Source organism: Aeromonas sp. ASNIH5 (genome assembly GCF_002902865.1).
GTDB classification, from domain to species: Bacteria; Pseudomonadota; Gammaproteobacteria; order Enterobacterales; family Aeromonadaceae; genus Aeromonas; species Aeromonas caviae.
In genome coordinates this window covers 566,740-592,717 of the sequence record NZ_CP026122.1, presented here as the reverse complement: position 1 = coordinate 592,717, position 25,978 = coordinate 566,740, and the positions used below count along the sequence as shown (strand labels likewise).

Here is a 25,978-nt window from a genome sequence, read left to right as displayed (position 1 = left end):
CGGCTTGGGTTGTGATAAATTTTGCCAAGTTGGCAAAATTCAGAAAATCGCACTGGATGCCGCGCCATTTACCGGATAGATAGTGACTTAAAGCAGATATTTACCCGGATTGATGTTCAAGTTTTGTTAATTTATGCGTTCCAGGGAAATGAAGCGATGATCATCCTGGGTTTTCAGTCGAAAGTAGCCGTGAACGCCGCTCTCCGACACAAAACGCCGGATTTTCTCCAACCCCAGCTCCAGGGTCAGACCCTGCTCGGTACGTACCACCAGGCGGTTCACCTGCCCCTGGTACATCAACATGATCTCGTCGCGGCCAAGGGAGAGCCGAAAAGTGTATTGCCTCATGTCACCTCCTGGTCATCCATGAAAAACGGGCAGGAGAGCCAGACTCCCCTGCCCGCCGTCGTGACGCTTACTGTGCCAGCGCCTTGCTCACCTTCTCGAACAGATCCCGCGCCAGCCCGTCCAGGTTGGCCAGGCGGGTCAGCTCGGCGCGAACCAGCGCCTTGCGCCCCTCATCGAGCCGCTTGAACTGGATAAGCGGGGTGATGAGGCGGGACGCCACCTGGGGATTGACCTCGTTGAGCTCGATCAAGAGATCGGTCAGGAAGCGATAGCCGCTGCCATCGGCGGCGTGGAACTGCACCTGGTTGTTCATGGCGAAGCTGCCGATGAGCGCCCGCAGCCGGTTCGGGTTGCGGATGCTGAAGGTCGGGTGCGCCATCGCCTGCTTCACGTCATCGAGCACATCCTTGGCCGGCTTGGCGCCCACCAGCCGCAGCCAGTTGTCCAGTACCAGGCCATCATGGGCCCACTTGCCTTCGAAGTCGGCCAAGAGCGCAGCGCGGCACGGCAGCAGATGGCTGTTGGCCACCTGGAGTGCCGCCAGGGTGTCGGTCATGTTGTCGGCGGCCCCGTACTGCTCGCGCACCAGGGTATCGGCCTTCGCGGCATCCAGCGCCGCCAGATAACCCAGCACCACGCCCTTGAGGGCCCGCTTGGCCATGTCGGCATGGACCACCTGATAAGCCGGCAGGCGCAGGCTCTCGTAGCACGCCAGCAGGCGGTCGCCGAAGGCGTGGGCCAGTGCGGCCTGGATCCCGTTGCGCACCTGGTGGATGGCGTCGATGTCGGCCACCTCGAACAGCTCGGCCAGGGGCGCCTCTCCCGGCAGGGCCAGGATCTCTGCCTTGAGGGCGGGATCCAGCGCAGCCTCGTCCAGAATGGCGACAAAGGCCGCCAGCAGGGTGTGGGAGAGTTCAACCCCCTGCCCGTGCTGCACCCGCGCCACCCCGTCGATCACCGCCTTGTTGATCAGCATCTGCGCCGCATCCCAGCGGGCAAACTCGTTGCGGGCATGGCGCATCAGGAAGGCCAGGGCCTCGTCGCTGTAGTCATAGTGCAACTTGACCGGGGCGGAGAAGTCCCGCAGCAGGGAGGGTACCGGTCTGACCGGCACCCGATCGAATTCGAAAGTCTGCTGTGCTTCCAGCACGTCCAGCACATTGCCGATGGCCTTGCCCTGATATTGCAGCGGGATGACGGCACCCTGCGCATCGTAGAGCTCGATGTCGAGGGGGATATGCAGCGGCAGCTTTTGTGGCTGATCCTGGGTCGGCGGGGTGTGCTGGCTCACGTGCAGACGATAAACACCACTCGTGGCATCGTACTCGTCGGTCACGGTGAGCTCGGGGGTGCCGGACTGGCTGTACCAGCGGCGGAAGCGAGCGAGATCCACCCCGGAGGCATCCTCCATCGCCTGCACGAAGTCGTCGCAGGTGGCGGCAGAGCCGTCGTGACGCTCGAAGTAGAGGCGCATGCCCGCCTGGAAGGCGTCCTCCCCCAGCAGGGTGTGCATCATGCGGATCACTTCAGAGCCCTTCTCGTAGACGGTCAGGGTGTAGAAGTTGTTCATCTCGATCACCACATCCGGGCGGATGGGATGGGCCATGGGGCCGGCATCTTCGGCAAACTGCGGACCGCGCACGGTGCGCACGTTGTTGATGCGGTTGACGCCGCGCGACCCCAGATCGGAGGAGAACTCCTGATCCCGGAACACCGTCAGCCCCTCTTTGAGGCTTAACTGGAACCAGTCGCGGCAGGTGACGCGGTTGCCGGTCCAGTTGTGGAAGTATTCGTGACCGATCACCCGCTCGATGCCGTGGTAGTCCGCATCGGTGGCAGTGGCCGGGTTGGCCAGCACGAACTTGGAGTTGAAGATGTTGAGCCCCTTGTTCTCCATGGCCCCCATGTTGAAGAAGTCCACCGCCACGATCATGTAGATGTCGAGGTCATACTCGAGGCCGAAACGCTGCTCGTCCCAGCGCATGGAGTTGATGAGGCTCTCCATGGCGAAACCGGCGCGGTCCAGGTTGCCCTTGTCCACGAAGATCTCGAGCGCCACCTGGCGGCCGCTTTTGGTAATGAAGTGGTTGCGTTCCACATCGAAGTCACCGGCCACCAGGGCAAACAGGTAACTCGGTTTGGGGAAGGGATCCTGCCACTGCACGAAGTGGCGACCGTCGTCCAGATCGCCGCTCGCGACCTTGTTGCCATTGGAGAGCAGATAGGGGTACTTGGCCTTGTCGGCGGTGATGCGGGTACTGTAACGGGCCAGGATGTCCGGCCTGTCCATGTAATAGGTGATACGACGAAAGCCCTCGGCCTCGCACTGGGTGCAATAGGCATCGCCGGATTTGTAGAGCCCCTCCAGCGCCGTGTTGGCGGCGGGATCGATGTCGGTGACCACGGTCAGCACGCACTCGGCCGGCAGGTTGAACAGGGTCAGGCTGCTCTCTCCCTGCTCGTATTGCTGATAGGGCACGCCATCCACACTGACGCTGACAAGGTCAAGCCCCTCGCCGTCCAGCACCAGGGGTTCGTTGTGATCGCCGCTGCGACGCAAACGGGAGATGGCGGTGACCCGGGTCAGGGGCTCTTGCAGCTGAAAATCGAGATCCAGGCTGTCACACCAATAGAGGGGAGCCTGGTAATCCTGGCGATATTTGGCCGTCATGGCCTGAGGTTGTTCAGTCATTATTGTGTGCTTCCACGCTTTGTTATTGACGTGTCAGAGGCTGTCACAAGGCTCGGACAGGGTCAAATAGTTTGCATTCAGGCAAAAGAAAGGGCGACCCGAGTCGCCCTTGTCATTTCGTTGCCAGCATCAGCTCTTCTTGCTGAGGGTGGCCAGATCCGCCGTGATGTTGGCCGCCTCCACCTGGTATTCGTCAGGTGCCTCGAAATCGGTCGGCAGTTCATCCAGGCTCTTCACCGTCGGCTTGCCAAGACGGGTCAGCCGCTCGTTGGCTCGCGCCAGCGCCTTCTCGTCCTGTTTGGCCTGTTCAGCCAGCCGCTCGGCTTCGTTCAGGGAGACCGACTTCTTGTCCTTGTCCGCCTGATACTCCTTGATGTCCTGCAGCACATAGGCAAATTCCGGATCCTTGGTGATCCGTGCCTCGTGGGCCGCTTTCAGCTTGGGCAACAGGCTGGAGAAGTCCCCCAGACGCTCGTAGCTGGCCGAGGCGATCTTGTCCCAGGGCAAGGCGTTGAACTCGCGGCTCTCCCCCGTCTCCCCCGGCGCCACTGCGGTCGGGAAGGCGATGTCGGGTGCAACCCCTTTGTTCTGGGTGCTGCCGCCATCGATACGGTAGAACTTGGCGATGGTGTACTGCACGTGACCCAGCGGCTGCTCGTAGAAGTCATAGACCTTGGCGAGGCTGCGATGCTGCTGCACCGTCCCCTTGCCGAACGAGTTTTCGCCGAGGATCAGCGCACGACCATAGTCCTGCATGGCGGCGGCGAAGATCTCGGACGCCGAGGCGCTGTAGCGGTCGATCATCACCGACATGGGGCCACCGTAGTAGACATTGCCGTCGTCGTCGCCATTGACGGTGATGCGACCCATGTGATCACGGATCTGCACCACGGGGCCGCTGGCAAAGAATAGACCGCTCAGGGCGGAGGCTTCCGTCAGGGCACCGCCGCCGTTGCCGCGCAGATCGACGATGAGGCCGTCGATCTTCTGCTTGTTGAGGCTGGAGATCTCCTTGATCACGTCGTCGTGCAGGTTGACGTAGAAGCTCGGGATCTCGAGCACGCCGATCTTCTTGCCCTCGGCGGTGATCACCTTGGACTTGGCGGCTCTGTCTTCCAGACGCACCTTGTCACGCACCAGCTCCACCAGCTCGGTCTTGGCGGTCGCGCCCTTGCCGCGCTGGATCTCCAGCTTCACCTTGCTGCCCTTGGGCCCCTTGATGAGCTCGACCACGTCGTCAAGACGCCAGCCAATGACATCCACAATCTTGCCGTCGTCCTGCCCCACACCGGTGATCTTGTCATCGGGTTTCAGGTGATTGGACTTGGCCGCCGGGCCGCCTGGCACCAGGGAGCGGATGACGGTGAAGTCATCTTCCGCCTGCAGCACGGCCCCAATCCCTTCCAGCGAGAGGTTCATCTCGGTGTTGAACCGATCGGCGCTGCGCGGAGACAGATAGCTGGTGTGCGGTTCGATGGCGCGGGCGAAGGAGTTCATGAAGAGCTGGAACACGTCCTCGCTCTCGGTCTGGGACATCCGCTTGATGGCGTTGTTGTAACGCTTGCCAAGCAGCTCCTTGATCTCGGGCCACTCCTTGCCGCTGAGCTTGAGGCTCAGGGCATCGAACTTGACCCGCTGACGCCACAGCTCGTTGAGCTCGGCTTCATCCTTGGGCCAGGGAGCCCCTTCCCGATCGAAGACGTAATTGTCTTTCTGGGTAAAATCGAAGGGAGTGTCGAGCAGTTTGAGGGCGTATTCGAACCGCTCGTACCGCCGCTGCTGACTCAGGTTGAACATCTCGTAGGCCGGAGCCAGTCGCCCTCGCTCGAGGTCGGTGTCAAAACCGGTACGATATTTCTCAAAACGGCTGATGTCAGAGGCCAGAAACAGGTTGCGGCTGTAGTCCAGATTCTCCAGATACTTGTCAAAGATCACGGAGGAAAAGGCGTCGTCCAGCTTGAACTGTTTGTAGTGGGAGCGGGTAAACAGATTGGCAATTCGCTTGCTGGCCGTAGCATGTTGGCTCTCTTGAGCCAACACAGGCAAATCACTTTCCTTGAGCACCGGCTCGATGGCCTGTGCGAGCCCGGCAAGCGCCAGGCTACAGGCAACGAGTGAAAAACGAATCACGCCATGCTTCAACATTCGTCTCCTTAGAGAACCAGATGCTCGAACTTGACCCGCAACATCATGCCGGTCTGCAATTGAACCTGTACGTCATCCTTGCTCACTTCCTTGATGGTCGCAGGCACAGGGGACTTGCCCAGCACGACGCGCACGCCCTGCTCGACTTTCAGGGTAGCGGCATCCACTTTCACCAGCGGCGCATCGGCGACCGGTGCAGCCTTGGGAGCAGGGGCGGACTTGGGCTTGTCGGAGCGGGGAGCGTCAGCCTTGCGCGGCGCGTTGCGACGCGGCTGCTTGGGCTTGTCTTCCTTCTCCTTGGTGTTGGTGCGGCGGCTGGCAAAGACACGTTCCTTGCTCTCCTTGAGCGCCTGTTTGGCATGCTCGATGTGCTCTTCGGTGAGCAGCTCGCCCGGGTTGCCGTCCAGATCGACACGGGCCTGGCCAGCCTTGAGGCCATGCAGGTAACGCCAGCTGGAGGTGTATTGACGCAGAGCAGAGCGCAGCATGGTCTTGGAGACTCTCTCGTCATCAGCAAGACGCGCGGCCAGATCCTGGAAGATGCCAATCTTGAGTGGCTTGGCCTCTCCTTCAGCGATGAAGCAGGCCGGGAATTTCTCGACCAGGTAGGCGACGATCTCTTTACTGTTCTTCAGCTTTTCAGTGTTTTCCATGTATAACCTTGGCTTTCATATAGACGCACGGGCATGCCCGAACACAACAAAGGCCCCATTATAGAGAGCTTGGGACCTTTTGCGAACCATCTAGCAATGACTTAGAGCATGCTTTCCAAAATTTGCACCGTTTCTTCGAGGCCAATCCGGTCCTGCTCGTCAAAGCGGTTAAAGATTGGACTGTCGATGTCCAGCACCCCGATGATCTCCCCGCCACGGCGCAGCGGGATCACGATTTCCGAGTTGCTGGCACCATCGCACGCAATGTGCCCCGCGAACTGGTGCACGTCGTCCACCAGTTGGGTCTTGCCCTCGGCAACCGCAGTGCCACAGACGCCGCGCCCGACCGGGATGCGCACACAGGCTGGCTTGCCCTGGAACGGGCCGAGCACCAGGGTCTCGCCCTGCAGCAGGTAGAAACCAACCCAGTTGATGTCAGCCAGTTCCTGATTGAGCAGGGCAGACAGGTTTGCCAGGGTGGCGATCATGTCGGGTTCGCCCTCCAGCAATGCCTGGGCCTGCTGGTTGAGCGTGCGATAAAATGCTTGTTTTTCAATCATGATTAAATGAACTTCACTCCTTGATAATCAATGCAAGGTACCGTCCTGCCTGAAAATTTCAAATCAATTTTCAATTATCCCCCCTCCTGGGGCCCGATGAGAGTCCGTTCAACGTGCCGCGCCCAACGTCAGTTGATGGCGCTGGCCATTGCTCCACTCGATGGTCAGGAGCCAGTCCATCGCCTCGGTCGTACAACTTCCCACCTGGGTCACCCCTCGCCACCCCGTTTGGCTGGGTTCAAACAGCACGGGGATGAGCCCCATGAACATCTCCTTGCCCTCGAGCCAGGCCTTGACCGGCGTGATGGCCGGCACACCCCCTTGAAGGCGCAGGACAAAGTCATGTTCAGGGCGGATCGGCAAGCCATCGATGCTGACCGTCAGCGGGCGATCCCCGACGATGAGGCGGCAGGGGCTGTGGGACAGATCACAAATCTGAACATTGGTGCCCTCTGCATGGTCGCTTCCTGTGCCTGAAAACCAGGTTCGATAGGCCATCAGGGAGAGCAAAATGACCAGCACCATGGACAGGTGGACGATTTTGCGTGAAGTGAGTCTCTCTTTCATGAAAAAACAGCTCTGTAAGGTACTTTGAAAATGTAATTTTCGTGATCTGGCGCAAGGTAAAAACTGGCGGACATGAGACCCGCTGGAGCCAAATATATCACTGTTTGTACTGTTATTTTACCGGTCATTTCAGTATCATTCTCAATGGATTTTCATTTAACCACCTTTTGCTTTTCCTTTTATTAACAGATGTTAACGAGAGGATTTTGCAAAACCGGGGTGAAAATGGCCCAGGACATCGGGCAACACAAACAACAGCATCGGAAGCGGAATACAACGATGAGCCATACAACAAACCACCCTGAGTACAACTATACCGTTGTGCGCCAGTTCACCGTCATGACGATTGTCTGGGGTATCGTCGGCATGTCGGTGGGTGTATTGATTGCAGCCCAGCTGATCTGGCCTGCCCTCAACTTCGACACCCCCTGGCTGACGTACAGCCGTCTGCGTCCCCTGCATACCAATGCGGTCATCTTCGCATTTGGTTGCAGCGCCCTGATGGCCACTTCCTTCTACGTGGTGCAGCGCACCTGTCAGGTCCGACTGTTTGGTGGTCCCCTCGCCTCCTTCGTGTTCTGGGGCTGGCAGGCGATCATTCTGTCTGCAGCCATCTCGCTGCCGCTGGGGTACACCACCTCCAAAGAGTACGCCGAGCTGGAGTGGCCCATCGACATCGCCATCGCCGTGGTCTGGGTGAGCTATGCCATCGTCTTCTTCGGCACCCTGGCCAAGCGCACCACCTCCCACATCTACGTGGCGAACTGGTTCTTCGGTGCCTTCATCATCACGGTTGCCGTGCTGCACATCGTCAACAACATGGAAGTGCCGCTCTCCGGCATGAAGTCCTACTCCATGTACTCCGGTGCCATGGATGCCATGGTGCAGTGGTGGTATGGCCACAACGCGGTGGGCTTCCTGCTGACGGCGGGCTTCCTTGGCATGATGTACTATTTCGTGCCCAAGCAGGCGGGTCGCCCCGTCTACTCCTACCGCCTCTCCATCGTGCACTTCTGGGCGCTGATCTCCCTCTATATCTGGGCCGGTCCGCACCACCTGCACTATACCGCCCTGCCTGACTGGGCCCAGTCGCTAGGCATGGTGATGTCCCTTATCCTGTTCGTGCCCTCCTGGGGCGGCATGATCAACGGCATCATGACCCTCTCGGGTGCCTGGCACAAGCTGCGTTATGACCCCATTCTGCGCTTCCTGATCGTCTCCCTGTCGTTCTACGGCATGTCGACCTTCGAAGGCCCCATGATGGCGATCAAAACCGTCAACGCCCTCTCCCACTACACCGACTGGACTATCGGTCACGTTCACTCCGGTGCCCTGGGCTGGGTTGCCATGGTGTCCATCGGTGCCGTCTACCACCTGATCCCGAACCTGTTCGGGCAGGGGCGCATGTACAGCATCAAGCTCATCAACGTCCACTTCTGGCTGGCCACCGTGGGCACCGTGCTCTATATCGTCGCCATGTGGATTTCCGGTGTGATGCAGGGCCTGATGTGGCGTGCGGTCAACGATGACGGCACCCTGACCTACAGCTTCGTGGAGGCGCTGCAAGCTTCCTATCCCTTCTACTTCGTGCGCTTCCTGGGTGGCTGCTTCTTCGTCACCGGCATGCTGCTGATGGCCTACAACGCCTATCGCACCGTCACTGCGCCCAAGGGTTCTCTGGAACCCGTCGCACAGCCAGCCTGATTTGAAGGGGTTTAAAGCATGAGCAACAACAACCGTCACGAGATTTTTGAAAAAAGCGTCCCCATGCTGGTGATTGGCATCATCTTCGCCATCAGCCTGGGGGGCCTGGTGGAAATCACCCCCCTGTTCTTCCAGAAGCAGACCAACGAGCCGGTGGAGGGCCTCAAGCCCTACACCGCCCTGCAGATGGAAGGACGCGACATCTACATCCGCGAAGGCTGCACCGTCTGCCACAGCCAGATGATCCGCCCGTTCCGCGCCGAGACCGAACGCTACGGCCACTACTCGGTTGCCGGCGAGAGCGTCTGGGAGCACCCCTTCCTGTGGGGCTCCAAGCGTACCGGCCCGGATCTGGCCCGGGTCGGCGGCCGCTACTCCGATGACTGGCATCGCGCCCACCTCATCAACCCGCGTGACGTGGTGCCCGAGTCCAACATGCCGGCCTTCCCCTGGCTCGAGACCAATGTGCTGAGCGGCGAGTTGACTGGCAAGAAGCTGGCTCTGTTCCGGGATCACTTCGGCGTGCCCTATACCGATGCCGACATCGCTGGCGCCGGTGAGGCCGTCAAGGGCAAGACCGAGCTGGATGCGCTGATCGCCTATCTGCAATCACTGGGCCATGCCCTGAAATAAGGAGTCGGGATATGGATTACGGCACATTTCGCGGCCTGTACACCCTGCTGCTGATGGTCATCATGATTGGCATCATCGTCTGGGCCTACAGCAAGCGCCGCAAGGCTTCTTTCGACGAGGCCGCCAACCTGGTTTTTGCCGATGACGAGCAACCCAGTGCTGATAACAAGAACGCAGGAGCGAAGCAATAATGAGCACTCTGTTTAGCATTTTTGTGACCGTCATAAGCCTTGGCACCATTCTCGGCTGCTTCCTGCTGCTGGCCTGGTGCATGAAGGACAAGATGGGGGCCGAAGAGGGCAAACCCATGGGTCACACCTTCGACGGCATCGAGGAGATCAACAATCCCCTGCCGAAGTGGTGGTCCTATATGTTCCTCTTCTTCATCGTCACCGGGCTCATCTACCTGCTCGCCTTCCCGGGCCTTGGCAACTTCAAGGGTCTGCTGGGCTGGCAGAGCTCCAACCAGGATGTGCGTTCCCTGGCCGAGTCCAAGGCGGCGGCCGAGTCTGCCAAGGCCGAAGGACGCGCGGTGGAATACGACCGGGAACTCGCCAAGGCCGACGAGATCTACGGCGCCAAGTTCCGCGAGCTGACCTATCAGGCTGACGGCAAGAGCTACAAGGAGATCACCGAGATCGCCAAGGATCCGGAAGCCCTGAAGGTGGGTCAGCGCTTGTTCCTGCAAAACTGTTCCCAGTGTCATGGCTCCGATGCCCGCGGTGGTCGCGGTTTCCCGAACCTGACCGACAGCGAATGGCAGTGGGGCGGCGCCCCCGACCAGATCAAGACCACCATCATGGGCGGTCGTCAGGGGATCATGGCCGCCTGGGGCGAGATCCTGGGTCAGGACGGGGTGAAGGAGGTTGCCTCCTATGTGTTGAGCCTCTCCGGTCGCAAGGTTGATCTGGTGGAAGCCAAGAAAGGGGAGGCACGCTTTGCCATGTGCGCCGCCTGCCACGGTCCGGATGCCAAGGGCGGCATCGCCTTCGGCGCACCGGATCTCACCAACAACATCTGGCTCTATGGCGGCTCCCGTCAGGTGGTCGAACAGACCATCACCCACGGGCGCCACGGCGTGATGCCGGCCTGGAAGGACATTCTGGGGGAAGACAAGGTACATCTGCTCGCTTCCTACGTTTACAGCTTGTCCCACAACGATCGGCAAAATCAGCAGTAACATGTGATAAGCACGTGATTAATCAGCAAAAAGCCTCGACTCTTCGAGGCTTTTTGTTATCTTGTGTTGGCTGAATTACCGCCATTTCGTTAACCATTTGTTTCGGTAGCATCATGACTCAACCCTGGTATCGCCAATTCTGGCCCTGGTTCATCATCGCCCTCCCCTGCGCCGCCGTGGTAGGCAGCATCGCCACCGCCATCATTGCCAGCAAGGATGGGGTCAACCTGGTGGCGGAGGACTACTACAAGCAGGGCAAGGAGATTAACCAGGATCTCAGCAAGTTCGATCGCGCCGAGGCGCTCGGCATCCGTATCGCCCTCAATGTCAGCGACAAGGAGCTGACGTTAAATCCACTGTCCGGGGATTTCCCCCCCGGGCAGGCACTGCACCTCTCCCTGTTTCATCCCACGTTGGCGGGCCTGGACAGCGAACATCTGCTGACGGCCGATGGCAAGGGAGTCTATCGCCTGATGCTGGACAAGCCCCTCACCGGCAAGTGGCACGTGCGGGTCGATGCCTTCAACCATGAATGGCGCCTCCAGGAGACGGCACAACTGCCGACTCAGGCAGCGATTGAGCTCGATCCCAAGGGACGTTGAATCACGAAGGCAGGGTGATCGGCACGCCGGTCAGCCGCCCTTCTCCCCGACCCGGCCTGCAGGGCTGCATCAAAGAGGGATGATCACCATGACCGGCTGTTTTCACTGTGGTGAACCGGTTCCCACTGGCAGTAACTTTACTCTCGAGATCAAAGGCATCGTTCAGCCGATGTGTTGCCCTGGCTGTCAGGCCGTGGCACAGACCATTCTCGAATGCGGCCTCGCCAGTTATTACGAACACCGCACCGCTCCCGGCATCAAGGGGGAACTGGTGCCCGAAGAGCTCGCCGCCCTCACCCACTACGATCTGGCGGAGGTGCAGCAGGAGTTCGTCACCGACACCGGTACGGGTCGCGAAACGACGCGCGAGATCCAACTGACGGTGGAAGGTTTGACCTGCGCCGCCTGTGCCTGGCTCATCGAGCGGCACCTGATGACCCTGCGCGGTCTGCGTTACATCAACGTCAATACCACCACCCATCGCGCCCGCATCAAGTGGGATCCGGCCCAGCTCTCTTTGAGCGACATTCTCAAGGGCTTTGCCAGGGTCGGCTATCGCGCCTATCCCTTCCAGACTCATCAGCAGGAAGCGCTCTACGCCAAAGAGGTGCGCAGCTACATGTTCCGCATGGCGCTGGCCGGCCTTGGCTCCATGCAGGTGATGATGTGCGCCGTGGCACTCTACATGGACCTCTTCATCAGCGTGGAAGAGGAGTTCATGATCTACTTCAAGTGGATAAGCCTTCTGCTCTCCACCCCCATCATGATCTACTCGGCCCAGCCTTTTTACGTGGGGGCATGGCGCAGCCTGAAGCAGGGGCACCTCTCCATGGATGTGTCGGTGTCGCTGGCACTGATCGGCGCCTTCGTCGCCTCCATCTGGGCCACGGTCTTCAACACGGGTGAGGTCTATTACGACTCCATCACCATGTTCGTCTTCTTCCTGCTGTTGGGCCGTCTGCTGGAACTGCGAGCGAGGCGCAAGGCGTCGGAGTCGAGCTCCAACCTGGCGCGCCTGGTGCCCATCATGGCGACCCGCATCGATGATGACGGCGAACACGAGGTGGCCGCCAAGACGCTGCGAGTCGGAGACAGGGTGCGGGTACTTGCGGGGGCCACCCTGCCGGCAGACGGCATCGTCACCCTGGGCCAGGCCAGCCTCAACGAATCCATGCTGACTGGCGAACAGTTGCCTCTGCTCAAACAGGCCGGAGATCCCGTCTATGCAGGCACCATCAACACCGATGCCCCCCTGGAGATCCGGGTCAGCCATTCCATTGAAGAGTCGCGCCTGGCCCAGATCATGCGCCTGCAGGATCATGCTCTGGACGACAAGCCCGCCATCGCCCAGCTGGCGGACGTGCTGTCGCGCCACTTTATCCTGGTGCTCCTGATCATTGCGGCCGGGGTCTGGACCTTCTGGCATTTTCATGAGCCCGAGCGGGCCTTCTGGGTCACCCTGGCGGTGCTGGTGGCGACCTGCCCCTGCGCCCTCTCGCTGGCCACCCCGACCGCACTGACCTCGGCCACTGCCAACCTGACCCGCAGCGGCATCCTACTGCGCCGCGGCCACGTGCTGGACATTCTGACCCGGGCCAACCGCATCGTGATGGACAAGACGGGGACCCTGACCACGGGCAACATCAGCCTGGTGAGCACCCAGCCCCTCGGCGAGCTCGATGCAGCCCGCTGCCTCGCCCTCGCCCAGGCCCTGGAGACCTACTCCGAGCATCCCATCGCCCGTGCGTTTCGAAGCAAACCACTGGCGGACGGGGTGCCGTTCGCCGCCAGCGACGTCACCCCCGTCATCGGCCACGGCGTGCAGGGAGTGATTGAGGGCAAGCATTACCGCATCGGCAGTGCACGCTGGCTCGAACTGGCGCAAGAAGAGAATGCCGCTCAAGGGCTGACCATCTATCTGGCCGATGAACACGGACTGCTGGCCCGTTTCATCCTGGCCGACACGCTGCGCCCCGATGCCGGTGCACTGATCCAGGCCTTCAAGGAGGCAGGCCTGCAAACCACCATTCTCACCGGCGACGGTTCGGACCAGGCGGACATGCTGGCCCGCGAGCTGGGGGTCGATGAGCTGGTAAAAGGGGTCACCCCGGACGGCAAGCTGGCCTATCTCAAGGCCCGGGAAGCGGCCGGGGATATCAGCATCATGGTGGGAGATGGCATCAACGACGCCCCTGTGCTGGCTGGCGCCCACGCGTCCTTTGCCATGGCGGGGGGCACGGATCTGGCCAAGAACAGTGCCGACGCCATCCTGCTGGCCGACGATCTCTCCCGTCTGCTGGCCGCCCGGGCCCTGGCCCTGCGCACTCGCAAGATCATCAAGGAGAACTTTGCCTGGTCCATCGGCTACAACCTGCTTGTGCTGCCGCTGGCGGCAAGTGGCTGGCTCCCCCCTTATCTGGCGGCTGCTGGCATGTCCCTGAGCTCCCTCATCGTGGTCACCAACTCCATGCGGCTCAACCGGTGAGCAGCCATCTGGCATCCTCCCGGGTGGCGGCACCTCTTGCCTCGCCGGGTTATCATCCCCCTTTCACCACAGGGTCCGCGCCATGAACATCATCTTCGTCCTCATCCCCATCGCCATCCTGTTCGTTGTCATTGCAGGAGCCGTCTTCTTCTGGGCCATCCGCTCCGAGCAGTTCGAGGATCTCGACAGGCAGGGCTCCAACATCCTGTTTGACGAGGAGCAGCGTCCCTTGCCCCCCCTGAACAACAAGCAGAACAGGAAAGCAGGCCTCATGACCAGCAGCCTTGACCTCATGGGCGCCCTGCTGGTCGGGCTTGCCGGTGCCGGCCACTGCATCGGCATGTGCGGCGGCGTGTCCGCAGCGCTCTCCATGGCCATACCTGCCGAGAAGCAGCATTTTTGGGGCCGACTCGGTTATCTGCTCAACTACAACCTGGGGCGCATCCTGAGCTATGTGCTGGCGGGCGCGCTGGTGGGTGGTTTGCTCGCCACCACCACGGAGATAGGCGCTGGCAAACACGCCCTGGCATGGCTTCGCTTCATCGCCGCCCTGCTGATGATAGCGCTCGGCCTCTACTTGGCTGGCTGGTGGCATGGCGTCTTGCTGCTCGAGCGCATCGGTGCGAAGTTCTGGCCTCTCATCAAGCCGCTGGCAGGCAGGTTTCTCCCGTTTACATCAGCCTGGCAGGCCCTCCCCTTTGGCATGGTCTGGGGCTGGCTCCCTTGCGGCCTCGTCTACTCCATGCTGACCTGGAGCGCTGCCGCAGGCTCCGCAAGTGGCGGGGCACTCATCATGCTCTTTTTCGGCCTCGGCACCCTGCCGACCCTGTTTGCGCTGGGGGGGCTGGCAGACCGATTGCGCTACTGGCTCACCCTGCGCAGCCTGCGCCTTGGGGGCGCCTTGCTGCTTATTGCCTACGGGATCCACACCCTCTGGATCGGGATGGCGTCCTTTTGAAACCCTATCCAAAACGGATGAGATGGTGGTAAACTTGTTTGATATAAATCAATTATTCATTTGAGCCTATGATCCCGGACAAGAAACCTGGCAGACGTATTCAGAGCGGTGGCTGTGCAATTCATTGCCAGGATTGCAGCATCAGCCAGCTCTGCATCCCCTTCACCCTGAACGACAACGAGCTCGATCAGCTCGACAGCATCATCGAGCGCAAAAAGCCGATCCAGAAGGGTGAAGAGTTGTTCAAGGCCGGCGATGAGTTCAAGTCGCTCTATGCCATCCGTTCCGGGACCATCAAGTCATACACCATCACCGAACAGGGTGACGAACAGATCACCGCCTTCCACCTCGCCGGTGATCTGGTCGGTTTCGACGCCATCCACAAGCAGGCCCACCCCTCCTTCGCCCAGGCGCTGGAAACCGCCATGGTGTGCGAGATCCCGTTCGATGTGCTCGACGACCTCTCTGGCAAGATGCCCAAACTGCGCCAGCAGATCATGCGGCTGATGAGCAACGAGATCATGGGCGACCAGGAGATGATACTGCTGCTCTCCAAAAAGAACGCCGAAGAGCGCCTCGCTGCCTTCCTGCACAATCTCTCGGTTCGTTTCTCCGAGCGCGGCTTCTCCGCCAAGGAGTTCCGCCTCTCCATGACCCGTGGGGACATCGGCAACTACCTCGGTCTCACCGTCGAGACCATCAGCCGCCTGCTGGGTCGTTTCCAGAAATCCGGTCTCATCAGCGTCAAAGGCAAATACATTACTGTATTGGACAATGTTGCCTTGGGCGTCATGGCCGGAGCCACTCGTCCTCCCTGCGGTTAATCCCCGTTGACTCCCTTTTTTGCCGGATCGGATCACCCTGAAATTTGATCCGGCACACCTTCCCGTCTCCCCCCTTGGACTAAGCTGTAATAGCTAAAGAGTTGCCATCATTGGCCTTTTTGCCAAGGAGGAGAACATGGTCAAGTACCGAAACATTCTGGTGGTGATCAATCCCGAGGAGGAGCGCCAGATTGCGCTCGAGCGCGCGGTCAAGGTCGCCGAGCTGGATGAGGGCGCCCAGCTGACCCTGCTCCTGACGATTTACGACTTCTCTTACGAGATGACCGCCATGCTCTCGGCAGACGAGCGGGAAGAGATGCGCCATGGTGTCATCGCCCAACGTCGGGAGTGGCTCGACGAGATCCTCACTCCCTATCGGGCCAGAGGGCTGGAATGCGAAGTGAAAGTGCTCTGGCACAACCGTCCCTTCGAGTGCGTCATTCAGGAAGTGCTGGAGCAGCGTCACGATCTGGTCGTCAAGGCGACTCACAAGCACTCCTTCCTGCAAACCTTCATCTTCACCCCCACCGACTGGCACCTGCTGCGCAAATGCCCCTGTCCGGTTCTGCTGGTAAAAGAAGGGCACTGGCAACGGGGGGGCAACCTGATTGCCGCCATCAACTGCTCGAGCGATGACAAGGAGCAGAAGGTGCTCAACGAGCGGATCACCCGCGAGGGGATCGCCATCGCCGAGCTGCTTGGTGCCAGTCTCTATCTGGTCAACACCTACCCGGGCACTCCGGTCAATGTCGCCATCGAACTGCCAGAGTTCGATCCCAACGCCTACAACGATGCCATTCGCAAACACCATGAAGATCTGCTGCGGGAACATGCCGATCAGTTCGGCATCAACCACATGTGGACCAAGGTGGCGGAAGGCTTGCCGGAGGAGGTGCTGCCGGACATGGCGGACGAACTGAATGCCACCCTGATGATCATGGGATGCGTCGGCCGTACCGGCCTCTCTGCCGCCCTGCTTGGCAACACCGCCGAGCACGTGGTGGACAGGCTCAACTGCGACATTCTCATCCTCAAACCCGACGATTACAGCTGCCCTGTGGATGACAGGCGTCATCCTGCATAAGCGTTTCTTGCCCTCCCCCGGGACATGGCTATAATAAGCCGCTTATTTTTGTCCCGGGTTTGAGGCCATGCTAGAAGAGCTTAACGCCAAAGAGAAATACAGTTTCAACAAGCTGCAGAAACGCCTGCGGCGCAATGTGGGCCAGGCCATCGCCGACTTCAACATGATTGAAGAGGGTGACAAGATCATGGTCTGCCTGTCTGGCGGCAAGGACAGCTTTGCCATGCTCGACATCCTGATGAGCCTGAAGGCCAGCGCCCCCATCCATTTCGATCTGGTGGCCGTCAACCTGGATCAGAAGCAACCCGGCTTCCCCGAACACGTGCTGCCCGAATACCTGAGTACCCTCGGCATTGACTTCAAGATCGTGGAAGAAGATACCTATTCCATCGTCAAGGAGAAAGTACCGGAGGGCAAGACCACCTGCGCGCTCTGCTCCCGCCTGCGCCGCGGTATTCTGTATCGCACCGCCCAGGAGCTGGGCTGTACCAAGATCGCCCTTGGCCATCACCGTGACGACATCCTCGAGACTCTGTTCCTCAACATGTTCTACGGTGGCAAGCTCAAGTCCATGCCCCCCAAGCTGGTGAGCGACGATGGCAAGAACGTGGTGATCCGCCCCCTGGCCTACTGCAAGGAGAAAGACTTGGTGCGCTATGCCGAGGTCAAGGCCTTCCCCATCATCCCCTGCAACCTGTGCGGCTCCCAGGAGAACCTGCAGCGCCAGGCCATCAAACAGATGATGCAGGAGTGGGATCGCCGCTTCCCGGGTCGTCTCGAAACCATGTTCACCGCCATTCAGGATGTGATCCCGAGCCACCTGCTCGATCACCAGCTGTTTGACTTCAAGAGCATCAACCGCGACTCCGGTATCATCGACGGTGGCGACAAGGCATTTGATCCGCCAGAGCTGCCCAAGGCGCCGCTGCTGGACATCGACGAGATGGACATGCTGGACGTGATTGAGGTGCGCTAAGCCCCGTCACCCACAGAAAAGGAGCGCCAGTCGCTCCTTTTTCATTCTGGCAATCTGCGGACTCTGGTCGCTACCCCTTGTGCAGCCAGGGGGTCAGGCGCAGGATCTCCCCTTGCAGTTGCAGCTTGCCCAGGGCAAACCCCTTCAGCTGCGCATTGCTGAGCAGCAGTTGCCCCTGCTGCCAGGAGACGGCCTCCTGACGGGCTCCCTCCACAAGGTAGGCTGTGCCTGCGGGCGCCACCATGGAGATCCTCACCCCTTCCATCTTGGGCAGGAAATACTGGCCGACCATGCCGGCCATCTTGTCGAGCAATCGCTGCATCTGCTGCTGGCGCAAGACGAGCTCGGCCAGCGGCACCTCGGGTATGGCAGGGGCGTCAGCCATCACCTGTACCGACAGATCGCAGGCAGCGTGGGCCTCGGTGAGCCCCACCACCACGATCGCCTTGTCGAGGTTGAGGTCATCGTCATAGGGCAGACGCAGTTCGCCATCCACCGTGACCTCGGCGGGCACATCCCTGTCCGGGGTCGAGACCCGGGCCGAGGTGAGCCCGCAGCGCCGACCGTTCTGTTGACTGGCCAGATAAAAGCCCAGTCTGGCGTGGCCAAATTCCCCCTTGGCGAAGGTCTTCATCTGGCTGTAGAAGGTGCCGTAGTCGAGTTCAAGGGATGGCTCAGCCTGTCCCAGCATGGGTACCAGCAGGAGCGCCGCCATCCCGTATCGCTTGTTCATATGCCATCCTTTTGCATCATGCTCCGGGCGGGTCGACACCGGCTGACCCCTGGTATCCCGTTATGCGTTGAAATGATCCGGGCCCTGCCCGTCGTTGCCACTGGCAACCTCGGTCACTTCGACTGCCACCCCACACAGATCCCGGTAGAGAATGCCCTTGCAGTTGAAGTAGAGCGGCGCCACCCAGATAAGTCCCAGCCCCATGGGGATGAGTGCCAGGAAGAAGAGTGCCAGCATGACCCCGTGCAGCAGCACTATGCTGGGCCAGCCCCGGGCAAAGAGCTTGAGGGAGACCAGAATGGCCTGAGCCGGGGAAAGACCGCGCTCCAGCACCAGAGGTACGGTAAACACCAGCCCCATGCCCACCAGGGCGGAAGGGATGAAGGCCAGCATCACCGGCAGGCCCAGCAGCTCGAACAGGGGGCCAAACAGGCTGGTGATGAGGCTGCCGAGCAGACTCAGGCTGCCCAGGCGCAGGAAGTGACGGAAGAAGTCGAATACCTGGCTCGGCCGGGCGCGCACCCCCACCGACTGCTGCAACCCCAGCATGTCGAGGGAGGAGGTCATGGGTGACATGATCACCGTGACCAGCAGACTCAGGATCAGGGCCATATCCATATCCCCCCCTTCACGGGCGACATAGGGCGTCAGCAAGGTATTGCTCAGCAGGATCCAGATTGCCATGACCCCGGCGATGGCCAGCGCCAATCCGAAACCGGTACGACGAGTCTGTTGCCACCCCTCTTTCAACACCCCTTGCAGGTCCAGACGATATCCCTGGCTGAGGGACTGTTCGAGGGTTCCACCGATCCGCATTCTATTACTCAATTGACTGTCCAACATTCACTGACGACTGATCCAAGGTGGCACATTATAGCGGTTTGAACCGGCATGCGTAGCCGTTTTTCCTGTTATCTTCCGTTCAGAAAGCCATTGATACCAAAGGCCTTGCAGCCCTTCTTGATGAGGTTCCCCTCACCCTTGGCCCCTCTGTCCAACGGGAGTAGGATGATGGCGCGCGCTGGCGGACGAGATGTCCACTGGCTCTTCTCTCTCACACAAGGAAAACGGTCATGTCCGAACTGACGCTCTATCTTGCCCCCGGTACCTGTGCCATGGCGGTGCGCATCGCTCTGGTGGAGGCCGGTGCCCCTCACCTTGTCAAGCGCCTGGATCTGGCCGCTGGTGAACAGCGCAGCCCCGACTACCTCGCCATCAATCCCAAGGGGCGAGTCCCGGCACTGGTGACGGAGCATGGCGTGCTGACCGAAACACCGGCCCTGCTGCTCTACGTGGCCCAGCGTTTTCCTAACGCCGGGCTGGCCCCATTGGATGACCCCTTCCTCCTGGCCAGGATGCAGGAGGTACACAGTTTCCTCGTCTCCACCGTCCATGTCGCCCATGCCCATGGACGCCGTCCCGGCCGCTGGGCCGACGATGAACAGGCCATGGCTGCCATGCAGGCCAAGATGCCGCAGAACATGCGCGATGGCTTTGACCAGGTTGAGCGCCACTATCTGGCCGGCCCCTGGGTACTGGGGGAGCGCTTCAGCCTGGCCGACATCTACCTCTTCGTGATTGCAGGCTGGCTCGAGAGCGACGGGGTGGCCATCAGCGAGTTTCCCAAGGTGGCGGATCACTATCAGCGCATGCTGGCCCGCCCCGCAGTGCAGGCGGCGCTCGCCCTCTGATCTCCTCGCGCCGGGTACGCCTTTTTGTACGGGCAACATCCGGCGACGCCTCTCAGACGGGTGCTCTTCTGACACCCGTTTCTTCTGAAATTGCCCTGTCACTGAGATCGTTTTCACATTTTCGTCATCACTGCCTAGACCCGTTAACGGTTAACACCTATCTTTCGCCCTAATGACGCAACCGGTTGCGTAACCGATTGCCCAACTCAATATCCATATGCGGTCCCAGGCCGCCGAGGTGCTGTATGAAACGAGGCAAGCTGCTCAATGCTCCCTTAAGCGCGCTGGTCGCGCAGATGGGCCACACCGACGAGATCACCGTCTGCGACGCTGGCCTGCCCATTCCGACGGGGCCGGAGCGCATCGATCTGGCGCTGATGGCGGGCACCCCCAGCCTTGAAACCGTACTGACCGCCTTGCTCACCGACCTGGTGGTGGAGAAGGTGATCATGGCAAGCGAGATCAAGGCGATCAGCCCCGCCACCCATCAGGCGCTGGTGGATCAGCTGGAGGCGCACGCCGTGGCTCAAGGCAAGCCCATCACCATCGAGTACTGCCTGCACGAAGCGTTCAAGGCTCGCTCCCGCCAGAGCAAGGCGATCGTGCGCAGCGGTGAGGTGTCTCCCTACGCCAACCTGATCCTCTGCGCCGGTGTGGCGTTTTAAGCCTCTTCAAGGAAGCTGCAAATGAGCACAACCTCCCCCCTCTCACCCATTCTGGAGCTGACCGGGATCGTCAAGACCTTCCCCGGTGTGCGCGCCCTCGACGAAGCGGGTCTTCGGGTCTATCCGGGCCAGGTGATGGCCCTGCTCGGCGAAAATGGCGCTGGCAAGTCGACCCTGATGAAGGTGCTGACCGGCATCTACCAGGCCGATGCCGGCAGCATCAGCTATCGCGGCCAGCCGGTGCACTTCAAGGGCCCCCGCGACTCTCAGGATCAGGGGATCAGCATCATCCACCAGGAGCTGAACCTGCTGCCGGAATTGTCGATTGCCGCCAATATCTTCCTCGGCCGCGAACCGCGCACCCGTTTTGGCAGCATCGACCACAAGCAGTTGCGTGAGCGTGCCAGCGGTCTGCTGGCGCGACTTGGCGTCAAGCACGGCCCGGATACCCGACTCGGGGATCTCTCCATCGGTGAACAGCAGATGGTAGAGATCGCCAAGGCGCTGTCGTTCGATGCCAGCGTCATCATCATGGACGAGCCCACCGATGCGCTGACCGACACCGAGACCGAGCAGCTCTTCACCGTCATTCGTGAACTGCGCGAGCAGGGCTGCGGCATTGTCTACATCTCCCACCGCCTGAAAGAGATCTTCGAGATCTGCGATCGGGTCACCGTGCTGCGGGATGGCAAGTGGATCGGCGAGCAGGCGGTGAGCGATCTCGATGAAGACAGGATCATCGAGATGATGGTGGGCCGCCGGCTGGAAGAGCAGTACCCACGTCTTGAGCGCGAGCTTGGCCCGGTTAGCCTGCAGGTGAACGATCTGGCTGGTCCCGGCGTGCGCGGGGTGAGCTTCTCCCTGCGTCAGGGGGAAATTCTGGGCTTTAGCGGCCTGATGGGCTCCGGCCGCACCGAGCTGATGAAGCTCATCTACGGTGCCAGCCCCATCAGCGCTGGCCAGGTGACGGTGGATGGCCACGCCCTGGTACCCAGAAGCCCGGCCGATGGTCTGGCCGCTGGTATCGCCTATATCTCCGAGGATCGCAAGGGCGACGGCCTGGTGCTGGAGCTGTCGGTGCGCGAAAACATGAGCCTGTGCGCCCTCGGCGAGTTCATTCGTGGCGGCAAGATTGACGGCAAGGCCGAGCGCCAGGCGGTAGGGGACTATGTGCGTTTGTTCAACATCAAGACCCCGAGTCAGGATCAGCTGATCAAGCTCCTCTCCGGCGGCAACCAGCAGAAGGTGGCCATCGCCAAGGGGCTGCTGACCCGGCCCAAGGTGCTGATCCTGGATGAGCCGACCCGCGGCGTCGATGTCGGCGCCAAGAAGGAGATCTATCAGCTCATCAACCAGTTCAAGAAGGAGGGGATGAGCATCATCCTGGTCTCCTCCGAAATGCCGGAAGTGCTCGGCATGAGTGATCGCATTATGGTGATGCACGAAGGGCGCATCAGCGCAGAATTCAACACCCGCGATGCCAATCAGGAGAAGCTGATGGCAGCGGCAGTCGGTAAACAGTGGCAAGCAGAGCAAGAGGCAGCACAATGACAACCCAAACCCTTTCCCGCCGCGGCGTCATGAGCAAGGCCTGGTGGATCGAGAACAAGTCCCTGGTCGCGCTGCTGGTGCTGATCGGCGTGGTCTCCTTCCTGAGCCCCAACTTCTTCACCGCCGACAACCTGCTCAACATCCTGCGCCAGACATCGGTCAACGCCATCATGGCGGTCGGCATGACGCTGGTCATCCTCACCGCCGGCATCGATCTGTCGGTCGGCTCGGTACTGGCCCTGTGCGGCGCCCTGGCCGCCACCATGGTGGCCATGGAGCTGCCCATCGGCCTGGTGATCCCCCTCACCCTGGGGGCCGGCGCCCTGCTTGGCAGCATCAGCGGCCTCATCATCGCCAAGGGCAAGGTACAGGCGTTCATCGCCACCCTGGTCACCATGACCGCCCTGCGCGGCGTCACCATGGTCTACACCGAGGGGCGCCCCATCTCCACCGGCTTCAGTGACGGCGCCGATCACTTCGCCTGGCTCGGGACCGGCTACCTGCTGGGTCTGCCGGTGCCCATCTGGCTGATGGCCATCGTCTTCCTGCTGGCCTGGTACCTGCTCAATCACACTCGCCTGGGCCGCTACATCTATGCCCTCGGCGGCAACGAATCGGCCACCCGCCTCTCCGGTATCAATGTGGATCGGGTCAAGCTCGCGGTGTATGGTCTGTGCGGCATGCTGTCGGCACTGGCCGGGCTCATCGTCACATCCCGCCTCTCGTCCGCCCAGCCCACTGCTGGCATGGGGTACGAGCTGGATGCCATCGCCGCCGTGGTGCTGGGGGGCACCAGCCTGATGGGGGGCAAGGGCCGCATCATGGGAACCCTGATCGGTGCCCTCATCATCGGCTTCCTCAACAATGCCCTCAACCTGCTCGACGTCAGCTCCTATTACCAGATGATCGCCAAGGCCAGCGTGATTTTGCTTGCCGTGATGATCGATAACAAAAGCAACCGTTAACAAGCCACGCCACACACAAGGAATGAAATGATGAAAAAGCTCAATACCCTGCTCGCTGCCACCATCATGTCCGTGCTGGGCACCGCCCAGGCCGCGGATCACACCCTGGCGATGGTGGTCTCCACCCTCAACAACCCCTTCTTCGTCACCATGAAGGAGGGCGCCGAAGCCAAGGCCAAGGAGCTTGGCTACGAGCTGGTGGTGCTGGACTCCCAGAACGACCCGGCCAAGGAGCTCTCCAACGTGGAAGATCTCACCGTGCGCAAGGTCAACGCCATCCTGATCAACCCGACCGACTCCGAAGCAGTGGGCAACGCCATTCGCCTGGCCAACAAGGCGAACATCCCGGTGCTGACCCTGGACCGCGGCGCAGCCCAGGGTGACGTCAAGGCCCACATCGCCTCCGACAACGTGGCCGGTGGCAAGCTGGCTGGCGACTTCATCGCCGAGAAGCTGGGCAGCGGTGCCAAGGTGATCCAGCTGGAAGGGATCGCAGGTACCTCCGCCGCCCGTGATCGCGGCGAAGGCTTCGCCCTGGCGGTCACCGCCAACAAGCTGCAGGTGCTGGCCTCCCAGCCCGCCGACTTTGATCGCACCAAGGGTCTGAACGTCATGGAGAACCTGCTGGCCGCCCATCCGACCGTGCAGGCAGTGTTCGCCCAGAACGACGAGATGGCGCTGGGTGCCATCCGCGCCGTGCAGGCCGCCGGCAAAGAGGTGATGATCGTGGGCTTTGACGGCACCGACGATGGCAAAGCCGCCGTGGCCAAGGGTAAACTGGCCGCCACCGTGGCCCAGCAGCCCGCCCTCATCGGCGCCATCGGCGTGGAAACCGCCGACAAGGTGCTCAAGGGTCAACCGGTGGAAAAATCCATCCCGGTACCGCTGCAAATCGTCAACAAGTAAGTTGACGGGGGGAGGTTCGCCTCCCCTCTCTTTTTCCGCCAGTGCCGCCTGGTCTGGGCCCACCCAGACCAGGATGTACTCAACCAAGGGTGATAGGAATGAATCGTCTCGTAGTCCTCGGCAGCGTGAATGCGGATCATGTGCTGCGCGTCCCCCACTTTCCCCGCCCCGGTGAAACCCTGACCGGCCACAGCTATCAGGTCGTTCCCGGCGGCAAGGGCGCCAATCAGGCGGTGGCCGCCGCCCGCCTCGGCGCCCCTGTCTCCTTCATCGCCCGCATCGGCGATGATGCCATCGGCCACCAGATGAAAACCGGGTTTGCCAACGACGGCATCGATGTCAGCGCCGTCGAACTCGACCCCAGGCTCCCCACCGGCATCGCCATCATCTATGTGAGCGACGAGGGGGAGAACAGCATCGGCATCTCCGCCGAAGCCAACGGCGCCCTCACCCCGGCCGTGGTGCAAGGTCACGAGGCAATGATCGCCGCCGCCCACACCCTGCTGCTGCAACTGGAAGTGCCGCTCGAGAGCGTGCAGGAAGCGGCCCGTCTGGCCCGTGCCCACGGCACCCGGGTGGTGCTCAACCCCGCCCCCGCACGCCCGCTCTCAAGGGATCTGCTGGCGCTGGTGGACCTCATCACCCCCAACCAGACCGAGGCCGAGCTGCTGACCGGCGTCAAGGTCACCGACGAAGCGAGCGCCCGGGAGGCTGCCGCCCGCTTCCACCAGATGGGCATCGGTGAGGTGATGATCACCCTGGGGTCCCAAGGGGTCTATTGCAGCAAGGGGCAGCAACAGGCGCTCATACCGGGTTTTCGGGTCAAGGCGGTGGATACCACGGCGGCCGGGGATACCTTCAACGGCGCCTTCCTGGCGGCCGAGCTCGCGGGCGCCGACTTTGACGCTGCCGTACGCTTTGCCCACGGGGCGGCGGCACTCTCCGTCACCCGGTTTGGTGCCCAGAGCTCCATTCCGAGCAAGCAGGAGGTCGATGCCTTCCTCCTTGAACAGACTGCGCAGGGGCACTGATGGCCAATATCAAGGAGGTGGCCGCGCTGGCGGGGGTGTCGACCACCACCGTCTCCCACGTCATCAACGAGACCCGCTTCGTGGCCGAAGAGACCCGGGAGCGGGTCTTCGCGGCCATGCGCGATCTCAACTATGCCCCGAGCCTGGTGGCCCGCAGCCTCAAGGTAAAGGAGACCAACAGCATCGGCATGCTGGTCACCACCTCCAGCAACCCCTTCTTCGCCGAGGTGGTGCGCGGGGTGGAGCGCTACTGCTTCGAGCAGGGTTACAACCTGATGCTGGGCAACACCGAAGGACAGGCCGAGACGGCACTCTCCTACCTCAAGATGATGCTCAGGAAACGGGTCGACGGCCTGCTCATCATGTGCAGTGAAGGGCAGCAGGAGGTGTTCAACCAGCTCGACTGGCTCAAGAGCCTGCCGGTCGTGGTGATGGACTGGGGCATGGAGAACGGCGAGGTGGATCTCATCGCCGACAACTCCCATCGCGGCGGCTACCTGGCAACCCGCCATCTGCTGGGGCTGGGTCACACTGCCATCGGTTGCATCACGGGCCCCCACAGCCGCGCCCCGGCCAACCAGCGCCAGGCGGGTTTCGAGCAGGCGATGCAGGAGGCCGGGCTCACCGTCAATCCGGGCTGGATCCAGGAGGGAGACTTTGACTGCGCCAGCGGCGCCGCCGCCATGACCCGCCTGCTGGCACTGCCAGAGCGTCCCACCGCGCTGTTTGTCTGCAACGACATGATGGCCATGGGGGTCATCAGTGCCGCCCATCAGGCGGGGCTGGTGATCCCCCGCGATCTCTCCATCGTCGGTTATGACAACGTGGCGCTGGCCCAGTTCATGTCCCCCCCGCTCACCACGGTCAATCAACCGAAAGAGGAGCTGGGCCGCCTCGCCGTCACCCGGCTCTTGGCACGCATCAACGGCGAGCCCATCGCAAACCGCATGATCACCGTGGATCCGGACCTGGTAATCAGACACTCCTGCACTCCCTTTTCCTCACCGGACAGCAAACCAGTTTAA

25 protein-coding genes and 1 pseudogene are annotated in these 25,978 nt (G+C 61.1%); 18 read left to right on the top strand and 8 right to left on the bottom strand.

The genetic code is table 11. From position 1 onward, the window contains the following. Nucleotides 1-126 precede the first annotated feature (126 nt). From C2U30_RS02580 to C2U30_RS02555, 6 genes are all read right to left on the bottom strand, one after another. Nucleotides 127-348 (bottom strand): DUF2835 family protein, encoded by a 222-nt coding sequence (locus tag C2U30_RS02580; RefSeq protein ID WP_010674767.1) that lies wholly within the window; start codon nt 346-348, stop codon nt 127-129. Between the two features lie 67 nt (nt 349-415). Further along, nucleotides 416-3,040 carry an aminopeptidase N gene (pepN, locus tag C2U30_RS02575; RefSeq protein ID WP_103243114.1) on the bottom strand — a complete coding sequence of 875 codons (2,625 nt, stop codon included), beginning with the start codon at nt 3,038-3,040 and terminating at the stop codon, nt 416-418. Between the two features lie 129 nt (nt 3,041-3,169). Then, nucleotides 3,170-5,185 carry a carboxy terminal-processing peptidase gene (prc, locus tag C2U30_RS02570; RefSeq protein WP_041211433.1) on the bottom strand — a complete coding sequence of 672 codons (2,016 nt, stop codon included), beginning with the start codon at nt 5,183-5,185 and terminating at the stop codon, nt 3,170-3,172. Between the two features lie 8 nt (nt 5,186-5,193). Then, the gene (gene proQ / locus C2U30_RS02565; RefSeq protein ID WP_103243113.1) at nt 5,194-5,838 is read right to left on the bottom strand and encodes an RNA chaperone ProQ; all 645 of its coding nucleotides are present in this window, start codon (nt 5,836-5,838) and stop codon (nt 5,194-5,196) included. A gap of 101 nt (nt 5,839-5,939) precedes the next feature. Next, nucleotides 5,940-6,398 (bottom strand): GAF domain-containing protein, encoded by a 459-nt coding sequence (locus C2U30_RS02560; RefSeq protein WP_010674771.1) that lies wholly within the window; start codon nt 6,396-6,398, stop codon nt 5,940-5,942. A 108-nt stretch (nt 6,399-6,506) separates the two neighbouring features. After that, complete coding sequence (locus C2U30_RS02555; protein WP_103243112.1) at nt 6,507-6,965, bottom strand: hypothetical protein; 459 nt, start codon at nt 6,963-6,965, stop codon at nt 6,507-6,509. Between the two features lie 279 nt (nt 6,966-7,244). Between C2U30_RS02555 and ccoN the strand changes: the two genes are divergently transcribed. The 11 genes and pseudogenes from ccoN to ttcA all read left to right on the top strand — a co-directional run bounded on the left by ccoN (nt 7,245) and on the right by ttcA (nt 17,411). After that, entirely contained in the window at nt 7,245-8,669 is a 1,425-nt protein-coding gene (gene ccoN, locus C2U30_RS02550; RefSeq protein WP_103243111.1) for a cytochrome-c oxidase, cbb3-type subunit I, read from the top strand. Between the two features lie 18 nt (nt 8,670-8,687). After that, nucleotides 8,688-9,302, top strand: coding sequence for a cytochrome-c oxidase, cbb3-type subunit II (gene ccoO / locus C2U30_RS02545; RefSeq protein WP_010674774.1), 615 nt, complete (start codon nt 8,688-8,690; stop codon nt 9,300-9,302). Between the two features lie 11 nt (nt 9,303-9,313). Beyond that, entirely contained in the window at nt 9,314-9,493 is a 180-nt protein-coding gene (locus tag C2U30_RS02540; RefSeq protein WP_010674775.1) for a CcoQ/FixQ family Cbb3-type cytochrome c oxidase assembly chaperone, read from the top strand. Further along, nucleotides 9,493-10,482, top strand: a complete 990-nt coding sequence (gene ccoP, locus C2U30_RS02535; protein WP_039040785.1) for a cytochrome-c oxidase, cbb3-type subunit III — start codon at nt 9,493-9,495, stop codon at nt 10,480-10,482. Before C2U30_RS02540 ends, ccoP begins: the two co-directional genes overlap by 1 nt. 113 nt (nt 10,483-10,595) lie before the next feature. Further along, nucleotides 10,596-11,084, top strand: coding sequence for a FixH family protein (locus C2U30_RS02530; protein WP_045524884.1), 489 nt, complete (start codon nt 10,596-10,598; stop codon nt 11,082-11,084). 88 nt (nt 11,085-11,172) lie between these two features. Then, on the top strand, nt 11,173-13,569 hold the full coding sequence (locus C2U30_RS02525) for a heavy metal translocating P-type ATPase (protein ID WP_103244630.1): 2,397 nt from the start codon (nt 11,173-11,175) through the stop codon (nt 13,567-13,569). Nucleotides 13,570-13,651: 82 nt separating this feature from the next. Next, nucleotides 13,652-13,804 (top strand): annotated as a pseudogene (gene ccoS, locus C2U30_RS22580) (cbb3-type cytochrome oxidase assembly protein CcoS); the annotation flags it as partial. Nucleotides 13,805-13,840: 36 nt separating this feature from the next. Further along, a complete protein-coding gene (locus C2U30_RS02520; RefSeq protein WP_158654939.1) occupies nt 13,841-14,527 on the top strand; it encodes a sulfite exporter TauE/SafE family protein in 687 nt (228 codons plus the stop codon). A 68-nt stretch (nt 14,528-14,595) separates the two neighbouring features. Further along, nucleotides 14,596-15,351 (top strand): FNR family transcription factor, encoded by a 756-nt coding sequence (locus C2U30_RS02515; RefSeq protein ID WP_103243109.1) that lies wholly within the window; start codon nt 14,596-14,598, stop codon nt 15,349-15,351. Nucleotides 15,352-15,487: 136 nt separating this feature from the next. Further along, nucleotides 15,488-16,435 (top strand): universal stress protein UspE, encoded by a 948-nt coding sequence (gene uspE / locus C2U30_RS02510; RefSeq protein WP_103243108.1) that lies wholly within the window; start codon nt 15,488-15,490, stop codon nt 16,433-16,435. 67 nt (nt 16,436-16,502) lie between these two features. Continuing rightward, nucleotides 16,503-17,411, top strand: a complete 909-nt coding sequence (ttcA, locus tag C2U30_RS02505; RefSeq protein WP_010674783.1) for a tRNA 2-thiocytidine(32) synthetase TtcA — start codon at nt 16,503-16,505, stop codon at nt 17,409-17,411. Between the two features lie 70 nt (nt 17,412-17,481). Here ttcA and C2U30_RS02500 read toward each other — a convergent pair whose 3' ends face one another. Together C2U30_RS02500 and C2U30_RS02495 are read right to left on the bottom strand one after the other, a co-directional pair. Beyond that, entirely contained in the window at nt 17,482-18,144 is a 663-nt protein-coding gene (locus C2U30_RS02500; protein ID WP_103243107.1) for a DUF2987 domain-containing protein, read from the bottom strand. A gap of 60 nt (nt 18,145-18,204) precedes the next feature. Beyond that, a complete protein-coding gene (locus C2U30_RS02495; RefSeq protein WP_199767335.1) occupies nt 18,205-18,960 on the bottom strand; it encodes a hypothetical protein in 756 nt (251 codons plus the stop codon). Nucleotides 18,961-19,217: 257 nt separating this feature from the next. Here C2U30_RS02495 and C2U30_RS02490 point away from each other — a divergent pair, with 257 nt between their 5' ends. The 7 genes from C2U30_RS02490 to C2U30_RS02460 all read left to right on the top strand — a co-directional run bounded on the left by C2U30_RS02490 (nt 19,218) and on the right by C2U30_RS02460 (nt 25,978). Beyond that, nucleotides 19,218-19,835 carry a glutathione S-transferase family protein gene (locus C2U30_RS02490; protein ID WP_103243105.1) on the top strand — a complete coding sequence of 206 codons (618 nt, stop codon included), beginning with the start codon at nt 19,218-19,220 and terminating at the stop codon, nt 19,833-19,835. Between the two features lie 245 nt (nt 19,836-20,080). Further along, nucleotides 20,081-20,500 carry a D-ribose pyranase gene (rbsD, locus tag C2U30_RS02485; protein WP_103243104.1) on the top strand — a complete coding sequence of 140 codons (420 nt, stop codon included), beginning with the start codon at nt 20,081-20,083 and terminating at the stop codon, nt 20,498-20,500. A gap of 21 nt (nt 20,501-20,521) precedes the next feature. Next, on the top strand, nt 20,522-22,051 hold the full coding sequence (rbsA, locus tag C2U30_RS02480) for a ribose ABC transporter ATP-binding protein RbsA (RefSeq protein WP_103243103.1): 1,530 nt from the start codon (nt 20,522-20,524) through the stop codon (nt 22,049-22,051). After that, complete coding sequence (gene rbsC, locus C2U30_RS02475; protein ID WP_039040774.1) at nt 22,048-23,016, top strand: ribose ABC transporter permease; 969 nt, start codon at nt 22,048-22,050, stop codon at nt 23,014-23,016. Before rbsA ends, rbsC begins: the two co-directional genes overlap by 4 nt. Nucleotides 23,017-23,046: 30 nt before the next feature. Beyond that, nucleotides 23,047-23,922 carry a ribose ABC transporter substrate-binding protein RbsB gene (gene rbsB, locus C2U30_RS02470; protein WP_103243102.1) on the top strand — a complete coding sequence of 292 codons (876 nt, stop codon included), beginning with the start codon at nt 23,047-23,049 and terminating at the stop codon, nt 23,920-23,922. Between the two features lie 98 nt (nt 23,923-24,020). Continuing rightward, the gene (gene rbsK / locus C2U30_RS02465) at nt 24,021-24,953 is read left to right on the top strand and encodes a ribokinase (RefSeq protein ID WP_103243101.1); all 933 of its coding nucleotides are present in this window, start codon (nt 24,021-24,023) and stop codon (nt 24,951-24,953) included. After that, the gene (locus C2U30_RS02460) at nt 24,953-25,978 is read left to right on the top strand and encodes a substrate-binding domain-containing protein (protein WP_103243100.1); all 1,026 of its coding nucleotides are present in this window, start codon (nt 24,953-24,955) and stop codon (nt 25,976-25,978) included. The genes rbsK and C2U30_RS02460 overlap by 1 nt, the downstream gene beginning before the upstream one ends.

What these genes read in the sequence shown, in the direction of transcription:
- C2U30_RS02580 (WP_010674767.1), bottom strand. Translation starts at nt 348, where the DNA reads ATGAGGCAATACACTTTTCGGCTCTCCCTTGGCCGCGACGAGATCATG.
- pepN (WP_103243114.1), bottom strand. Translation starts at nt 3,040, where the DNA reads ATGACTGAACAACCTCAGGCCATGACGGCCAAATATCGCCAGGATTAC.
- prc (WP_041211433.1), bottom strand. Translation starts at nt 5,185, where the DNA reads ATGTTGAAGCATGGCGTGATTCGTTTTTCACTCGTTGCCTGTAGCCTG.
- proQ (WP_103243113.1), bottom strand. Translation starts at nt 5,838, where the DNA reads ATGGAAAACACTGAAAAGCTGAAGAACAGTAAAGAGATCGTCGCCTAC.
- C2U30_RS02560 (WP_010674771.1), bottom strand. Translation starts at nt 6,398, where the DNA reads ATGATTGAAAAACAAGCATTTTATCGCACGCTCAACCAGCAGGCCCAG.
- C2U30_RS02555 (WP_103243112.1), bottom strand. Translation starts at nt 6,965, where the DNA reads ATGAAAGAGAGACTCACTTCACGCAAAATCGTCCACCTGTCCATGGTG.
- ccoN (WP_103243111.1), top strand. Translation starts at nt 7,245, where the DNA reads ATGAGCCATACAACAAACCACCCTGAGTACAACTATACCGTTGTGCGC.
- ccoO (WP_010674774.1), top strand. Translation starts at nt 8,688, where the DNA reads ATGAGCAACAACAACCGTCACGAGATTTTTGAAAAAAGCGTCCCCATG.
- C2U30_RS02540 (WP_010674775.1), top strand. Translation starts at nt 9,314, where the DNA reads ATGGATTACGGCACATTTCGCGGCCTGTACACCCTGCTGCTGATGGTC.
- ccoP (WP_039040785.1), top strand. Translation starts at nt 9,493, where the DNA reads ATGAGCACTCTGTTTAGCATTTTTGTGACCGTCATAAGCCTTGGCACC.
- C2U30_RS02530 (WP_045524884.1), top strand. Translation starts at nt 10,596, where the DNA reads ATGACTCAACCCTGGTATCGCCAATTCTGGCCCTGGTTCATCATCGCC.
- C2U30_RS02525 (WP_103244630.1), top strand. Translation starts at nt 11,173, where the DNA reads ATGACCGGCTGTTTTCACTGTGGTGAACCGGTTCCCACTGGCAGTAAC.
- C2U30_RS02520 (WP_158654939.1), top strand. Translation starts at nt 13,841, where the DNA reads ATGACCAGCAGCCTTGACCTCATGGGCGCCCTGCTGGTCGGGCTTGCC.
- C2U30_RS02515 (WP_103243109.1), top strand. Translation starts at nt 14,596, where the DNA reads ATGATCCCGGACAAGAAACCTGGCAGACGTATTCAGAGCGGTGGCTGT.
- uspE (WP_103243108.1), top strand. Translation starts at nt 15,488, where the DNA reads ATGGTCAAGTACCGAAACATTCTGGTGGTGATCAATCCCGAGGAGGAG.
- ttcA (WP_010674783.1), top strand. Translation starts at nt 16,503, where the DNA reads ATGCTAGAAGAGCTTAACGCCAAAGAGAAATACAGTTTCAACAAGCTG.
- C2U30_RS02500 (WP_103243107.1), bottom strand. Translation starts at nt 18,144, where the DNA reads ATGAACAAGCGATACGGGATGGCGGCGCTCCTGCTGGTACCCATGCTG.
- C2U30_RS02495 (WP_199767335.1), bottom strand. Translation starts at nt 18,960, where the DNA reads ATGCGGATCGGTGGAACCCTCGAACAGTCCCTCAGCCAGGGATATCGT.
- C2U30_RS02490 (WP_103243105.1), top strand. Translation starts at nt 19,218, where the DNA reads ATGTCCGAACTGACGCTCTATCTTGCCCCCGGTACCTGTGCCATGGCG.
- rbsD (WP_103243104.1), top strand. Translation starts at nt 20,081, where the DNA reads ATGAAACGAGGCAAGCTGCTCAATGCTCCCTTAAGCGCGCTGGTCGCG.
- rbsA (WP_103243103.1), top strand. Translation starts at nt 20,522, where the DNA reads ATGAGCACAACCTCCCCCCTCTCACCCATTCTGGAGCTGACCGGGATC.
- rbsC (WP_039040774.1), top strand. Translation starts at nt 22,048, where the DNA reads ATGACAACCCAAACCCTTTCCCGCCGCGGCGTCATGAGCAAGGCCTGG.
- rbsB (WP_103243102.1), top strand. Translation starts at nt 23,047, where the DNA reads ATGAAAAAGCTCAATACCCTGCTCGCTGCCACCATCATGTCCGTGCTG.
- rbsK (WP_103243101.1), top strand. Translation starts at nt 24,021, where the DNA reads ATGAATCGTCTCGTAGTCCTCGGCAGCGTGAATGCGGATCATGTGCTG.
- C2U30_RS02460 (WP_103243100.1), top strand. Translation starts at nt 24,953, where the DNA reads ATGGCCAATATCAAGGAGGTGGCCGCGCTGGCGGGGGTGTCGACCACC.